The sequence below is a fragment of the Chromobacterium sp. FG89 genome (assembly GCF_057808735.1).
The window spans coordinates 193,508-206,658 of sequence record NZ_JBMDIQ010000002.1 but is presented as its reverse complement, the minus strand read 5'-3'; the positions used below and the strand labels follow the sequence as shown (position 1 = coordinate 206,658).

The 13,151-nt window shown below is 61.8% G+C and carries 11 protein-coding genes; 9 read left to right on the top strand and 2 right to left on the bottom strand.

All coding sequences use genetic code 11. The annotated features are described in order from the left end of the window. Positions 1 to 90: 90 nt before the first annotated feature. The gene (locus ACODRW_RS02885; RefSeq protein WP_107798193.1) at positions 91 to 522 is read left to right on the top strand and encodes an Hsp20/alpha crystallin family protein; all 432 of its coding nucleotides are present in this window, start codon (positions 91 to 93) and stop codon (positions 520 to 522) included. Positions 523 to 602: 80 nt separating this feature from the next. On the opposite strand, the gene pepN is transcribed toward ACODRW_RS02885, so the two are convergent. Together pepN and ACODRW_RS02875 are read right to left on the bottom strand one after the other, a co-directional pair. After that, positions 603 to 3,227, bottom strand: a complete 2,625-nt coding sequence (gene pepN / locus ACODRW_RS02880; protein ID WP_488876946.1) for an aminopeptidase N — start codon at positions 3,225 to 3,227, stop codon at positions 603 to 605. An 82-nt stretch (positions 3,228 to 3,309) separates the two neighbouring features. Beyond that, positions 3,310 to 5,088, bottom strand: coding sequence for a M61 family metallopeptidase (locus ACODRW_RS02875; protein WP_488876947.1), 1,779 nt, complete (start codon positions 5,086 to 5,088; stop codon positions 3,310 to 3,312). A gap of 472 nt (positions 5,089 to 5,560) precedes the next feature. Between ACODRW_RS02875 and ccoN the strand changes: the two genes are divergently transcribed. From ccoN to ACODRW_RS02835, 8 genes are all read left to right on the top strand, one after another. Next, positions 5,561 to 6,985 (top strand): cytochrome-c oxidase, cbb3-type subunit I, encoded by a 1,425-nt coding sequence (gene ccoN, locus ACODRW_RS02870; RefSeq protein ID WP_488905136.1) that lies wholly within the window; start codon positions 5,561 to 5,563, stop codon positions 6,983 to 6,985. A gap of 16 nt (positions 6,986 to 7,001) precedes the next feature. Then, positions 7,002 to 7,616 carry a cytochrome-c oxidase, cbb3-type subunit II gene (gene ccoO / locus ACODRW_RS02865; protein WP_019102681.1) on the top strand — a complete coding sequence of 205 codons (615 nt, stop codon included), beginning with the start codon at positions 7,002 to 7,004 and terminating at the stop codon, positions 7,614 to 7,616. Between the two features lie 3 nt (positions 7,617 to 7,619). Next, positions 7,620 to 7,811 carry a cbb3-type cytochrome oxidase subunit 3 gene (locus ACODRW_RS02860; protein ID WP_048410958.1) on the top strand — a complete coding sequence of 64 codons (192 nt, stop codon included), beginning with the start codon at positions 7,620 to 7,622 and terminating at the stop codon, positions 7,809 to 7,811. Next, positions 7,808 to 8,725 carry a cytochrome-c oxidase, cbb3-type subunit III gene (gene ccoP / locus ACODRW_RS02855; RefSeq protein ID WP_019102683.1) on the top strand — a complete coding sequence of 306 codons (918 nt, stop codon included), beginning with the start codon at positions 7,808 to 7,810 and terminating at the stop codon, positions 8,723 to 8,725. The genes ACODRW_RS02860 and ccoP overlap by 4 nt, the downstream gene beginning before the upstream one ends. A gap of 155 nt (positions 8,726 to 8,880) precedes the next feature. Further along, positions 8,881 to 10,332, top strand: coding sequence for a cytochrome c oxidase accessory protein CcoG (ccoG, locus tag ACODRW_RS02850; RefSeq protein ID WP_107798189.1), 1,452 nt, complete (start codon positions 8,881 to 8,883; stop codon positions 10,330 to 10,332). Between the two features lie 3 nt (positions 10,333 to 10,335). Then, on the top strand, positions 10,336 to 10,863 hold the full coding sequence (locus tag ACODRW_RS02845; protein WP_107798188.1) for a FixH family protein: 528 nt from the start codon (positions 10,336 to 10,338) through the stop codon (positions 10,861 to 10,863). Further along, positions 10,863 to 11,282, top strand: a complete 420-nt coding sequence (locus ACODRW_RS02840; protein WP_227106993.1) for a YbaY family lipoprotein — start codon at positions 10,863 to 10,865, stop codon at positions 11,280 to 11,282. Before ACODRW_RS02845 ends, ACODRW_RS02840 begins: the two co-directional genes overlap by 1 nt. Positions 11,283 to 11,728: 446 nt before the next feature. Next, positions 11,729 to 13,105, top strand: coding sequence for a peptide MFS transporter (locus ACODRW_RS02835; protein ID WP_107798187.1), 1,377 nt, complete (start codon positions 11,729 to 11,731; stop codon positions 13,103 to 13,105). The last annotated feature ends 46 nt before the right edge of the window (positions 13,106 to 13,151 follow it).

Sequence of the window (13,151 nt, the reverse complement as noted above, 5' to 3'; positions counted from 1 at the left end):
CGCGCCGGGGCTTGAGAATCCGCGCGGCGTCCCTATATCGACAACAGGGCCCGTTTTACATCTAATCCATTGATCTAAAAGGAGAGTAAGATGAACATCCTGCCTTCCCGCGGCAATGTTAGCCTGTTTGACGAACTGTTCCGCGACTTCAGCCCCGGCTTTTTCATCAAGCCGCTGCACGGCGATCCCCTGCCCAGCCAGATCAAGATCGACGTGAGGGAATCCGAAACCCAGTTCACTGTTCACGCGGAAATCCCCGGCGTCGGCAAGGAGGATATCCATGTGGAAGTGGACGGCCCGCTGGTCACCATCAAGGCGGAAGTGCGCCAGACGGACAGCGAGCGCAAGGACGAACGCCTGCTGCGCACCGAGCGGTTTTACGGCGCGGTGTCGCGCAGCTTCCAGCTGCCGGCCGAGATCGAACGCAACGCGGCCAGCGCCAAGTATGAAAATGGCGTGCTCAGCCTGACGCTGCCGAAGAAACAAGGCGGACAGGGCGGGCAACGGCTGCGCGTAGAATAAGCCGCGCCGGGCAACCCAAGCCGCCATGAAAAAAGCCCCGGTTTGAAACCGGGGCTTTGTTTTGAGCGGCGCGAGACGGCTCAGGCTTCCAAAATCTTGGACACGATCTCGTACACGTCCTTGGACAGCGTTTGCCCGGCCAGGCGCTGCAATTGCTCGCGCATCAGCGCCTGACGCGCCGGCTCCAGCTTCTTCAGCCGGCGGAAGGCGTTGACGATGCGGCTGGCCACCTGCGGATTGATCGCGTCCAGCGCCAGCACCTGATCGGCGAGGAAGCGATAGCCGCTGCCGTCGGCGGCGTGGAACAAGGCCATATTGGCGCCGAAGGTGCCGATCAGCGCGCGCGCCTTATTGGGGTTCTTCAAGGTGAAGGCCGGATGCTGCATCGCCGCCTGCACATGCTCCAGCGTGCCCGGCAGCTGGCTGCTGGCCACCAGCATGAAGAACTTGTCCATCACCAGCGCGTCGCCCTGCCAGCGGGCGGCGAAGGCGGTGAAGCAATCGTCGCGCTCGGCGCCGTCGCGATCGCGCAAGGCCAGCATCGCGCCCATCTGGTCGGTCATATTGTCCGCCTCCTGGCACTGCTTGGAGGCGGCCTCCGCCGGCCAGGCGTCGTCCAGGCGGTTCAGCATGGCCAGCGCGCGGTTCTTCAGATCGCGCTTGCCGGCGTCCTGCGGCTTGTAATCGCGGGTCTGGCTCAGCTCGTACGCCTCGCGCCACTCGCCGCGCAGCGCCTGCGCCAGCTCGTCCAGCACGAAATCGCGCACCTGATGGATGCTCGCCGGATCGGCCGCCTCCACCATCTCCAGGATTTCCGCCTCGGAAGGCAAAGCCAGCATCAAGGCCTTGAACGCCGGATCGGCGACATGGTCCTTGAGCACCGCGCGGAAGGCGGCGACGAAGGTTTCCGGCAACTTCAGCTCGCCGCCGGCGGCCAGCGTCGTCAACAGCTGCTTGAACAGGCGCTCGGCCAAGGTCTGGCCGGCCTCCCAGCGGCTGAAGCTGTCGCTGTCGTTGGCCATCAGGAAAGCCAGTTGGTCGTCGCGCCAATCGAAATCCAGCTTCACCGGCGCGGAGAAGCCGCGCAGCAGCGAAGGCACCGGCTCGGCCGGCACGTCGACGAAGGTGAAGCTCTGCTCCGCCGCCTTGACGTCCAGCACCCGGGTGCCGCCCTGCGCCTCGGCCTCGCCTTCCAGCCGCAGCGGCAGGTCGGCGCCGTCCGCGCCCACCAGACCCAGGGCCAGCGGGATGTGGAAGGGCTGCTTCTGCTCCTGGCCCGGGGTGGCCGGGCAGGATTGGCGCACGTTCAGGGTGTAACTGCGCGCCACGCTGTCGTAACGGCCGCTGACGCTGAGCACCGGGGTGCCGGCCTGGCTGTACCACAGGCCGAACTGGCCCAGGTCCACGTCGTTGGCGTCGGCCATCGCCGCGCGGAAGTCGTCGCAGGTCACCGCCTGGCCGTCATGGCGTTTGAAATACAGGTCCATGCCCTTGCGGAAGCCGGCTTCGCCCAGCAAGGTGTGATACATGCGCACTACTTCCGCGCCTTTTTCATACACCGTCATGGTGTAGAAATTATTCATCTCGATATAGCTGTCCGGGCGGATGGGATGGGAGGTGGGGCCCGCGTCCTCCGGGAACTGATGAGCGCGCAGGCCCTTGACGTCCTCGATGCGCTTGACCGCGCGGCTGCTCATGTCGGCGCCGAACTCCTGGTCGCGGAACACGGTCAGGCCTTCCTTCAGCGACAGCTGGAACCAGTCGCGGCAGGTGACGCGGTTGCCGGTCCAGTTGTGGAAGTATTCATGGCCGATCACCCGCTCCACGCCCTGGAAGTCGGCGTCGGTGGCGGTGTCCTTGCGCGCCAGCACGTACTTGGTGTTGAAGACGTTGAGGCCCTTGTTCTCCATCGCGCCCATATTGAAGTCGCCGACGGCGACGATCATATAGATGTCCAGATCGTATTCCAGGCCGAAGCGCTGCTCGTCCCACTTCATCGAGTGCTTCAGGGACTCCATCGCGTGCTGGGTCTTGTCCTGATCGGCCGGTTCGGTCCAGATCTCCAGCGCCACTTCGCGGCCGCGCATGGTGACGAACTTGTCCTTCAACGCCGTCAGCTTGCCGGCCACCAAGGCGAACAGATAAGACGGCTTCTTGTACGGGTCCACCCACTTCACCCAGTGGCGCTTCTTGTCCACCATGCCCTCGCCCACCTTGTTGCCGTTGGAGAGCAGCACCGGGAATTTGTGCTTGTCCGCCATGATGGTGGTGGTGAACTTGGCCATCACGTCGGGACGGTCCAGGTAATAGGTGATTTTGCGGAAGCCTTCCGGCTCGCATTGGGTGAACAGATTGCCGTTGGACGCGTACAAGCCCATCAGACTGGTGTTGGCCGCCGGATCGATCTCGGTTTCCACTTCCAGGATGAAGCTGTCCGGCACGCCGCGCACGGTCAGTTGATCGTTGGCCAGCACGTAGCCGCCTTCGCCCAGGCGTTCGCCGTCCAGCGTCACCGCCACCAATGCGGCGCTGCCGTCCAGCACCAGATCGTCCTGGCGCGCGGCCTTGTCGTTGCGGGTCACCACCAGACGCGCGTGCACGCGGGTGGCGTCGTCTTCGATGTCGAAGCTCAGATCGACGCGGTCGATCAGAAAAGCGGGGGCTGCGTAGTCGTTGCGGTACTTGACTTGCGGCTGTTGAGCCATGTCTACGTCTCCTTCGATGCCGGCTGCGCCGGTCTTGGCTGGAGGGGGACGACGCCGGGCAGCGGCGCCGACCCGATGAATATTAGCGGCGCAGCCACTGCGCGCCGCCGTCCTGCAACAGCAGGCGGCAGGCGTCGGCAGGAGCGGCTTGCAGCTCCACTTGCGCGCTGATCAGTTCGTCGCGGCGGAACCAGTGCAGTTTCAGCTTATCGCCGGGCTGGTAGCGCGCCAGCGCCTTGTCCAGGTCCACCGCCTTGAGCTTGTCTATGGCCACGATCACGTCGCCGCCGGACAGGCCGGCGCCTTGCGCCGCGCCGCCGTCGTAGACATTGAGCACGCGCACGCCCTGGGTCTCGGCCACGGCCTTGACCCCCAGGCTGGCCGGCGCAGGCTTGCCGCTCAGCGCCAGACCGCCGCGGTCGCCGGCGTTGGCCGCCGGCTCGAAGCGCAGCTCCACGCCCTGGGCCGCCAACAGTTCGGCCAGCGGCAGGGACTCAACGCCGCGCAGCGCGCGATCGAAAAAGGCCTTGAGGTCCAGGCCGGTGACGGCCTGCGCCTGGCTTTCCCACTCGTCCTCGGCCAGGCCCTTGCCGTCGTCCAGCCATTTGCGCCACAGCGCGCGCATCACGTCGTCCAGCGACTGACGGCCCTGGCTGTCGCGGCGTATGGTCAGGTCCAGCGCCAGCGCGGCCAGCGCGCCCTTGGTGTAATAGCTGACGATGCTGTTGGGGCTGTTTTCGTCTTGCCGGTAGTACTTGGTCCACGCTTCGAAGCTGGATTGCTCCAGCGTCTGCTTCAAGCGACCGGCGCCGCGCTCGACGCCGCTGATGGTTTCCGCCAACAGGCCCAGATAGCGCTTCTCGTCTATCAGGCCGCAACGCACCAGGCTCAAGTCGTCGTAATAGGAAGTGATGCCCTCGAAGGCCCACAGCAGACGGGTATAGCCTTCCTGGTTCAGATCGTAGGGCGTGAACGCCGCCGGCTTCATCCGCTTGACGTTCCAGCTGTGGAAATATTCGTGGCTGATCAGGCCCAGCAGCTTCAGATAGCCGTCGCCGATCTCCTCGACGCCCTGCTGCGGCAAGTCGTCGCGGTTGGCCACCAGCGCGGTGGAGGCGCGATGCTCCAGGCCGCCGTAGATGTCCTTGCCGACGAAAAGCATGAATACGTAGCGCTCGAAGGGCGCCGGCTCGCCGAACAGCTTGATCTGGTATTCGCAGATTTTCTTGGCGTCGCGCGCCAGGCGCTTGAGGTCGGCGCGGGAGCGGCCGGAGACGACGAATTCGTGCGGCACGCCGCAGGCTTTGAAGCTGACGCGTTCGAAAGCGCCCAGTTCCACCGGATGGTCGATCAACTCGTCGTAAGAGGCGGCCTGATAGCCGCCGAAGCCGGTTTTCTTGTCCGCGCCGCGCGCCGGCAAGCTGGTCGCCACCTTCCAATCGGCATAGGCCTTGCCTTCCGGCGGCAGGATCTCCACCTCGCAAGCCTCGTTCTCGTAGCCGTCCGCCGCCAGGAAAACGCTGCTGCCGTTATAGAAGCCGCGCTGCGCGTCCAGATAAGCGCCGCGCACCGACAGATCAAACGCATAAACTTTATAGCGTAGAACCAACGAGCCCTTGACTGGCGCGGCTTGCCAACTGTTTTTTGTCAGCTGGACCAGCCGCACCGCTTTTCCCGCGGATTCTGCGCGAATTTCCACAATATGTTTGGAGAACTCCCGGATCATGTAACTGCCGGGAATCCACGCCGGCAATGAGAAAATCTGGCCATTCTTGGCGGGCCGGGAAACGGTCAGGACGACCTCGAAAAGATGCGCCTCCGGGGCGCTCGGACATAGGGTGTAGCGGACGGAAACGGTCATGATCTGCCTGCAATCGTTGCAAAACCTTCTGATTTTAGCACTTGCTGCGGGTAAACGCTGCGTTTTATGACATCTTGATCCAGGTCAAGAAGGCTGGGCCGCCAGACAATACAATCTCGGTCAGTAGCAACAGTATTTGCAAGAACTGTCACGCTCGCTTGAGACATAAATAAAGACAAATGGGAAAGCGACATCCCCCGGCCGTCCAAACTGGCCCGATATGGGTAATTGATTTAGAATGCCGGGTTAACTAAATGGGGAAATTGCGCTGTCGCAATACGGGATGAACTGCTAATACAGACATCAGTACCGCTGCGATCTGGGTCAAGCGCTTGATTTTAATAAAAGTCGTTTTCCCTGCGGCATCGTCTGGATACAGTCACATCGGTACAGATGGGGACAGTTTCCCGGACTTCAAGCCGCCGATTAGATATGTCACGTTCTGAGTTAGCAACCTTGGAGAAAACCCTAAATGGAAACGCAATCCACTTATAACTATAAGGTGGTGCGCCAATTTGCCATCATGACCGTCGTGTGGGGCATTGTCGGCATGTTGGTGGGCGTCATCATTGCGGCCCAACTGGTCTGGCCCGAATTGAACTTCGGCCCCTGGTTCCACTTCGGCCGCCTGCGTCCTCTGCACACCAATGCGGTCATCTTCGCCTTTGGCGGTTGCGGCCTGTTCGCCACCTCCTATTACGTGGTGCAGCGTACCTGTAACGTCCGGCTGATCTCCGACAAGCTCGCCGCCTTCACCTTCTGGGGCTGGCAGCTGGTGATCGTGCTGGCCGCCATCACCTTGCCGCTGGGCCTGACCACCAGCAAGGAATACGCCGAGCTGGAATGGCCGATCAAACTGCTGATCGCGGTGATCTGGGTTGTTTACGCCATCGTTTTCTTCGGCACCATCGCCATCCGCAAGGTCAAGCACATCTACGTGGCCAACTGGTTCTACGGCGCCTTCATCCTGGCCGTGGCCCTGCTGCACATCGTCAACTCCGCCTTCGTGCCGGTGTCGCTGTGGAAATCCTACTCCGCCTACTCCGGCGCCGTGGACGCCATGGTGCAATGGTGGTACGGCCACAACGCCGTGGGCTTCTTCCTGACCGCCGCCTTCCTGGGCATGATGTACTACTTCATCCCGAAACAGGCTGGCCGTCCGGTTTACTCCTACCGCCTGTCCGTGGTGCACTTCTGGGCGCTGATCTTCACCTATATGTGGGCCGGTCCTCACCACCTGCATTACACCAGCCTGCCTGACTGGACCCAGTCCGTAGGCATGGTGTTCTCCCTGGTGCTGCTGGCTCCGAGCTGGGGCGGCATGATCAACGGCATCATGACGCTGTCCGGCGCCTGGCATAAGCTGCGCACCGACCCGGTGCTGAAATTCCTGGTGGTTTCGCTGTCCTTCTACGGCATGTCCACCTTCGAAGGCCCGATGATGTCGATCAAGACCGTCAACGCCTTGTCCCACTACACCGACTGGACCATCGGCCACGTGCACTCCGGCGCGCTGGGCTGGGTGGGCTTCATCACCATCGGTTCCATGTACTACCTGATTCCGCGCCTGTTCGGCCGCGAATCCATGTTCAGCCTGAAGCTGGTTGAAGCCCATTTCTGGCTCGCCACCGTCGGCGTGGTGCTGTACATCGCCGCGCTGTGGATCTCCGGCGTGACCCAGGGCCTGATGTGGCGCGCGCTGAACCCGGACGGCACCCTGACCTACGCCTTCGTAGAGGCGGTCAAGGCCACCTATCCGTACCACTTCGTGCGTCTGCTTGGCGGCTTCCTGTACCTGCTCGGCATGTTCCTGATGACCTACAACACCTTCCGCACCGTAACCGCGGGCCGTGCCGTAGACGCCAAGATCCCGGCCATCACCGCCCACGCTCATTGAGGCGCAAGGAAACATCATGGATAAGATACAAAAACTGATCGAAGAACACGTCGGCTATCTGATCGTGTTTACCCTGCTGGTCGTCAGCGTGGCCGGTCTGGTGGAAATTCTGCCGCTGGCCTTCCAGAAATCGACCACTCAGCCGGTGGCCGGCGTCAAGCCCTACACCGCCGTGCAGCTGGCCGGCCGCGACATCTACATCCGCGAAGGCTGCCATACCTGCCACACGCAGATGATCCGTCCGTTCCGCGCTGAAACCGAGCGCTATGGCCACTACTCCGTGGCCGGCGAATCGGTGTACGACCACCCCTTCCTGTGGGGCTCCAAGCGCACCGGTCCGGACCTGGCCCGCGTGGGCGCCCGTTACTCCGACGAATGGCACCGCGTGCACCTGATCAACCCGCGCGACGTGGTTCCCGAGTCCAATATGCCGGCCTTCCCGTGGCTGGCCAAGAATCTGGCCGACGCCGACATTGTGCCGACCAAGATGAAGGCGCTGCGCCTGGTGGGCGTTCCCTATACCGACAAGGACATCGCCGAGGCCAAGGCCCAGGTGGAGGGCAAGTCGGAAATGGACGTGCTGGTCGCTTACCTGCAAGGCCTGGGCCTTGCCTTGAAGAACGTTCGTTAAGCCATGGACTGGGTAACCATCGGACGCTCGCTGTTCACGGTAGTGTGCTTTGCATTCTTCATCGTGGTGCTGGGCATCGCCTACAGCAAGCGCTCCAAGAACCGGTATGAGGACGCGGCCAACCTGCCCTTCCTCGACGACGACAAGGTGCAGGAAGCGGAACAAGACCAAGCTTCCAACGGAGCAAGAAAATGAGTGATTTCGTGAGCGAATTCTGGAACATCTGGATCACCGCGATCGTGCTGGGCGGCCTCGTCTGGCTGACCTATCTGGTGTTTTCGCAATCCAAGATCAAGGTGCAAAAGGGCGAACAGGTGGAGATCACCGGCCACGTGTGGGACGGCGACCTCTCCGAGTACAACCACCCGCTGCCGCGCTGGTGGATGCTGATGTTCTACGTGACCCTGGCCTTCGCCGTGGTCTATCTGATCCTGTATCCCGGCCTCGGCACCTGGAAAGGCGTGTTCGGCTGGACCTCGGTAGACCAGTACAAGAAGGAACGCGCGCAGGCGGAAGCCAAGTATCAGCCGCTGTATGACCAGTTCCTGAAGCAGGACGTCAAGGCCGTGGCCGCGGATCCCAAGGCTCAGGAAATGGGCAAGCGCCTGTTCCAGACCTACTGCGTGCAGTGCCACGGTTCCGACGCCCGCGGCGCCAAGGGCTTCCCCAACCTGACCGACAACAAGTGGCTGTGGGGCGGCGACATCAAGACCATCCACACCACCATCTCCGAAGGCCGTCACGGACAGATGCCGGCCTGGGGCGCGGCGTTCGGCGAGGAAAAGGTCAAGGACGTGGCCAACTACGTGCTCTCCCTGTCCAAGCGCAAGCATGACGCGGAGCGCGCGGTGCGCGGCAAGGAAACCTTCGCCACGGTCTGTATCGCCTGCCACGGCGCGGACGGCAAGGGCAACCCGCAGCTGGGCGCGCCCAATCTGACCGACAACAACTGGCTGTACGGCGGCAGCGAGAAAACCATCATCGAAACCATCACCAACGGCCGCAACAACCAGATGCCGGCCTGGAAAGACTTCCTGGGTGAAGGCAAGGTGCATCTGTTGACCGCTTACGTCTGGGGCTTGTCCAACAACCCCAAAGCGCCGCAATAAACCGGTACCGACCTACTGCCCGCTCACGCGGGCAGTATTCTTTCGCGAGGATGTTATATGATTTCATATAACATCTCCGCTCCGACGCAGCCGCGCATTTCGCCAAGTCCATGCCGCGCATGGCTTTGGCCAAATCCGCAGAGAAGGAAACGCCCATGTCCGATTCGCTCAAGGAAATTCCGATCAAGGTCGAACCGCCGCGCCAGGCCGGCCAGCAGCCCGACGCCACCGAGACCGTTTCTCTGTACGAGTCGCATACCAAGATCTATCCGCGCGCCGTCAAAGGCCTGTTCAACAATCTGCGCGTGCTCTTCGTCATAGGCACCCAGCTGGTCTTCCTCGGCCTGCCCTGGCTGAGCTGGAACGGACGCCAGGCGCTGCATTTCGACCTGATCGAACGCAAATTCCACCTGTTCGGCCTCACCATCTGGCCACAGGACTTCGTCTATTTGGCCGCGCTGCTGATGTGCTGCGCCTTCGCCCTGTTCACCTGGACCACCATCGCCGGCCGGCTGTGGTGCGGTTATTCCTGTCCGCAGACGGTCTACACCGAAATCATGCTGTGGATAGAGCAATGGGTGGAAGGCGACCGCAACAAGCGCATCAAGCTGGACAAGTCGCCGATGAGCTTGCGCAAATTCCGCCTCAAATTCACCAAGCACGCCTTGATGATCCTGTTCTCGCTGTGGACCGGCTTCACCCTGGTGGGCTACTTCACGCCGATCCGCGATCTGGTGGCCGCCGCGCCGCGCTTCGACTACGGGCCCTGGGAAGCGTTCTGGATGTTCTTCTACGCCGGCTTCACCTATCTGCTGGCCAACTTCATGCGCGAGCAGGTCTGCAAATACATGTGCCCGTACGCGCGCTTCCAGAGCGTGATGTTCGACGCCGACACTCTGATCATTTCCTATGACGAAAAGCGCGGCGAACCGCGCGGCGCGCGCAAGAAAGGCAGCGACCCGAAGGAACAGGGTCTGGGCGCCTGCATCAACTGCAGCATCTGCGTTCAAGTCTGCCCGGTGGGCATAGACATCCGCAACGGCCTGCAATACGAGTGCATAGGCTGCGCGGCCTGCATCGACGCCTGCGACGAGGTGATGGATAAAATGGCCTATCCGCGCGGCCTGATCCGTTACACCACGGAAAACGCGCTGGAAGGCAAATACCCGGAAAAGGCCATCGCCTCCCGGCTCAAGCGCCCGCGCGTGATACTGTATACGCTGGTGCTCAGCGTCGTCATCGCCACCTCCATCGGCTCCATGCTGATGCGCAAGCCCTTCAAGGTGGACGTGCTGCGCGACCGCGCCTCGCTGGTGCGCGAAACCGATGCCGGCTGGCTGGAAAACACCTATATCATTAAAATTATCAATACTACGGAACAGAATCAGCATTTCAGGATCACAGCATCGGGCTTGCCCGGCCTGAAAGTGCAGGCCGACCGCAAGGACATCGCCGTCGCGGCCACCGGCAACACCGACGTCACCGTCCACGTCCAGGCCGATCCGCAGTACGCGACCAAGGGCAGCCACGAGATCCGCTTCCTGATCGAGTCCATCAACAACCCTTCCCTGCAAGTGGAAGAGAAGTCCAGCTTCATCGGAGAGTAATACATGCAGCACACCCACCCTGCTCCGCGCCCCTGGTACCGCGAGCCCTGGCCCTGGATTCTGTTCGGCCTGCCGCTGATTTCCGTCATCGTCGGCGTGATGTTCCTCGCCACCGCGATCCGCACCGACGACGGCCTGGTCACCGACGACTATTACAAAAAGGGCAAGGCCATCAATATGGAGCTGCGCCGCGACAAGCAAGCCTTCAATATGGGCCTGAGCGCGCAGCTGATGGTGGGCTCGGATCAGCGCACGCTGCGGCTGATCACCACCAGCAAGGTGGCGCTGCCCGCCACCATCACCATGCGCATGGTGCATCCGGCTCAGGACGACTTCGACCAACAAGTGGATATGCGCCAAGCCGGCCCCAATCTCTACCAAGCCACGCTGCCGACGGTTCCGGTCAAGGCCAACCACTGGTACATCCTGCTGGAAGACCAGGCCAAGCAATGGCGGCTGCAGGGCGAGTGGAAGCCGGCTGAAGGCCAGACCGTCTCGCTGGGCCACCCCAACCTGGAGCCGGCGGACTGATGATGACGCGATGGTTCCGCGCCCTGTGCGCGCTGACTCTGGGCCTGGCCATGAGCGCCGCCCACGCCGGCGGCTTCGTGCCCGCCTACCTGACCGGCAATATCGCGCCGCAGCAGAGCGCGACGCTGTCCCAGGCCAAGGACGTACTGGTCAAGGTTCGCCTGCTGGATCAAAGCCGTCAGGACGCGCCGCCGCAGCTGCTGGCCGAGCAAATCCTGGAAAAGCCGCGCAGCATCCCGGCGGACTTCTCCCTGTGCTACGACAAGCAGGCGATCAAACCCGACGGCCGCTACGTGGTGGAAGGCCAGATCTTCGTTGACGGCGAACTGCGCTACAACAGCAGCCGCCAGACCGAGGTGCTGCGCGCCGGCGCCGACGAACACCCGCAGCTGAGGCTGGACACCGTCGGCGGCAATTAAACGCCGAAGCGCTCCGCCTCCCGGCCCTGCTTCCCGCAGGGCTTTTTCTTTGTCCGCCGCCGCCGGCGCCCGATCAAGTGTTGCTGTTTTGCCTCAGCGCCGGCGAGCCCAGCCCTCAGCCTCCCCTCCAAGGCCGGCAGCGCCGCAAACACGCTTAAGCCCTTCTCCCGCCGGGATTTTCGACAATAGCCCGAATGTGAAGCCTCACAGCACCCATGTCATTTTGCTTACAAATAAATATGACAAATAAAGACAGTTAGTGACGCATTTACTCTATAAACACTGATTGTATGGCAACAAATATTAAAAAATTTTCACATCCAAACATTTCCTAGTTATTATCAAAAATTGCCTACAAAATCCAAGGCAAGTAAAAACTACAACAACACCTCACTCGATCTTGCTCGTTCAAGTGGTGTCACTCAAGTCACACAAGGAAATAATCTATGTCGACCACTTCGCATCCCAAAGGGCTCTATCTGCTTTTTGTGACCGAAATGTGGGAGCGCTTCAGCTATTACGGCATGCGCGCCATTTTCGTGCTGTTCATGATCAAGGCTCTGATGTTCGACAAGGCTCACGCCGCCGACATCTACGGCACTTATACCGGCCTGGTCTACCTGACTCCGCTGATCGGCGGTTATATCGCCGACCGCTACTGGGGCAACCGCCGTTCCATCCTGGTGGGCGGCGTGCTGATGGCCATTGGCCAGTTCATGCTGTTCTTCTCCGGATCGCTGCACGACAGCAATGTGCAAAGCGCCTCCTGGCTGCTGTACGGCGGCCTGGGCATGCTGATTGCCGGCAACGGCCTGTTCAAGCCGAACATTTCCTCGATGGTGGGCCAGCTCTACCCTGAGGGCGACAAGCGCGTCGACTCCGCCTTCACCATCTTCTACATGGGCATCAACGCCGGCTCGCTGATCGCGCCGCTGGTCTGCGGCACCCTGGGCGACACCGGCCACCCGGCCGACTTCAAATGGGGCTTCATGGCCGCCGGCTTCGGCATGCTGCTGAGCCTGGTCGTGTTCTCGCTGTTCAAGAACAAATACCTGGTGACCCCGGAAGGCAAGCCCATCGGCATGGCGCCCAAGCGCCACCACGACAGCGGCGAAAAAGTGGTTCACGCCCCGCTGACCCGCATAGAGAAAGAGCGCCTGGCGGTGATCCTGATCGTGTCCGCCTTCGTGATCTTCTTCTGGTCCGCCTTTGAGCAAGCCGGCGCCTCGCTGACCTTCTTCGCCGAAGAGCAGACCAACCGCAACCTGCTCGGCTTCACCGTGCCGGCCTCCTACTTCCAGTCCATCAACCCGATTTCGGTGGTGATCTTCGCGCCCATCTTCGCCCTCATCTGGACCAAGCTGGGCCACAACAACCGCGAGCCTAACTCCCCGGTGAAAATGGCGCTGGGCCTGTTCTTCCTGGCGCTGGGCTATCTGGTGATCGCCTTCGGCGTGGAAGGCCTGGAACCGGGCGTCAAGGTCAGCATGCTGTGGCTGGTCAGCCTGTACGTGCTGCACACCTTCGGCGAACTGTGCCTGTCCCCGATTGGCCTGTCCCTGGTGGTGAAACTGTCCCCGGCCCGCTTCACCGGTCTGATGATGGGCATCTGGTTCCTGTCCAACGCCGCCGCCAACAAGTTCGCCGGCACCCTGTCTGAACTGTACCCGGACCCGAGCAAGCCGGTGCCGCACTTCCTCGGCTACGCCATCAGCAATCTGCACGACTTCTTCATGCTGTTCGTGGCCATGGCCGGCGTCAGCTCGCTGGTGCTGTTCGCGCTGTCCTACAAACTGAAGAAAATGATGCACGGCCTGCAATAAGGCCAAGCGTCGACGGCCGGGCTCCCAGCCCGGCCCCGCAAGCAGC

Coding starts and splice junctions, on each gene's coding strand:
- ACODRW_RS02885 (WP_107798193.1), top strand. CDS start 91: ATGAACATCCTGCCTTCCCGCGGCAATGTTAGCCTGTTTGACGAACTG.
- pepN (WP_488876946.1), bottom strand. CDS start 3,227: ATGGCTCAACAGCCGCAAGTCAAGTACCGCAACGACTACGCAGCCCCC.
- ACODRW_RS02875 (WP_488876947.1), bottom strand. CDS start 5,088: ATGACCGTTTCCGTCCGCTACACCCTATGTCCGAGCGCCCCGGAGGCG.
- ccoN (WP_488905136.1), top strand. CDS start 5,561: ATGGAAACGCAATCCACTTATAACTATAAGGTGGTGCGCCAATTTGCC.
- ccoO (WP_019102681.1), top strand. CDS start 7,002: ATGGATAAGATACAAAAACTGATCGAAGAACACGTCGGCTATCTGATC.
- ACODRW_RS02860 (WP_048410958.1), top strand. CDS start 7,620: ATGGACTGGGTAACCATCGGACGCTCGCTGTTCACGGTAGTGTGCTTT.
- ccoP (WP_019102683.1), top strand. CDS start 7,808: ATGAGTGATTTCGTGAGCGAATTCTGGAACATCTGGATCACCGCGATC.
- ccoG (WP_107798189.1), top strand. CDS start 8,881: ATGTCCGATTCGCTCAAGGAAATTCCGATCAAGGTCGAACCGCCGCGC.
- ACODRW_RS02845 (WP_107798188.1), top strand. CDS start 10,336: ATGCAGCACACCCACCCTGCTCCGCGCCCCTGGTACCGCGAGCCCTGG.
- ACODRW_RS02840 (WP_227106993.1), top strand. CDS start 10,863: ATGATGACGCGATGGTTCCGCGCCCTGTGCGCGCTGACTCTGGGCCTG.
- ACODRW_RS02835 (WP_107798187.1), top strand. CDS start 11,729: ATGTCGACCACTTCGCATCCCAAAGGGCTCTATCTGCTTTTTGTGACC.